This is a genomic window from Motilibacter deserti, assembly GCF_011250635.1.
Lineage (GTDB): Bacteria > Actinomycetota > Actinomycetes > Motilibacterales > Motilibacteraceae > Motilibacter_A > Motilibacter_A deserti.
The window spans coordinates 1-714 of record NZ_JAANNP010000266.1; the positions used below are offsets into that span (position 1 = coordinate 1).

2 protein-coding genes are annotated in these 714 nt (G+C 76.3%); both read left to right on the forward strand.

The window, feature by feature from the left end; translation table 11 throughout:
* On the forward strand, positions 1–306 hold a 306-nt coding region (locus G9H71_RS22965), incomplete at its 5' end, for an STAS domain-containing protein (RefSeq protein WP_166285042.1).
* A gap of 134 nt (positions 307–440) precedes the next feature.
* A partial coding sequence (locus G9H71_RS22970) for an LLM class flavin-dependent oxidoreductase (RefSeq protein ID WP_166285043.1) occupies positions 441–714 on the forward strand: 274 nt, incomplete at its 3' end.

Sequence of the window (714 nt, forward strand, 5' to 3'; positions counted from 1 at the left end):
GGGACGGCCCGGCTGAGCGTGGTGGGCGAGCTCGACGGCACCGCCCGCGACCGCCTCACCGAGGTCGCCGAGGCGCTGGCGTCGGAGACCGTCCTCGGGGTCGAGCTGGACCTGCGCGGCGTCACGGCGATCGACGCGGCGGGCGTCGCCTGGCTGCTGCGCCTGCAACGGGCGGCGTGGGGACGCTGCCGCCGGCCGCGCCTCGTCGACCCCTCGCCGCAGGTCAAGTGCGCGCTCGCCGGGCTCGGCATGCGCGGGCTCGTCGACCGCCCGCCGCGGGCCGCCGGCGGCTGCCCGCCGGTCTGACGGTCTACCGGGCGTCGATCTCGTCCGGCGCGGCCGGTCTGACCGGTGACCCGGGGGAAGCGGCGACCTCGCCGCGCGCCACTGGCCCGACCGGCAGCGTCGACCGCAGCGGCCGGGTCTGATAGCAACACCCCATGCGCGTCGGAGTCGTCCTGCTGCCGGAGTTCCGCTGGTCCGAGGCGGAGCCGCTGTGGCGCCGCGCCGAGGAGCTGGGCTTCGACTCGGCGTGGACCTACGACCACATGTCCTGGCGGTCCTTCCGCGACTCGACGTGGATGGCGGCCGTGCCCACGCTCACCGCCGCTGCCTGCGTGGCCAGCCGCATCCGGCTCGGCACCCTCGTCGCGTCGCCCAACTTCCGCCACCCGGCGACGTTCGCGAAGGACCTCGTCGCGCTGGACGACGTCT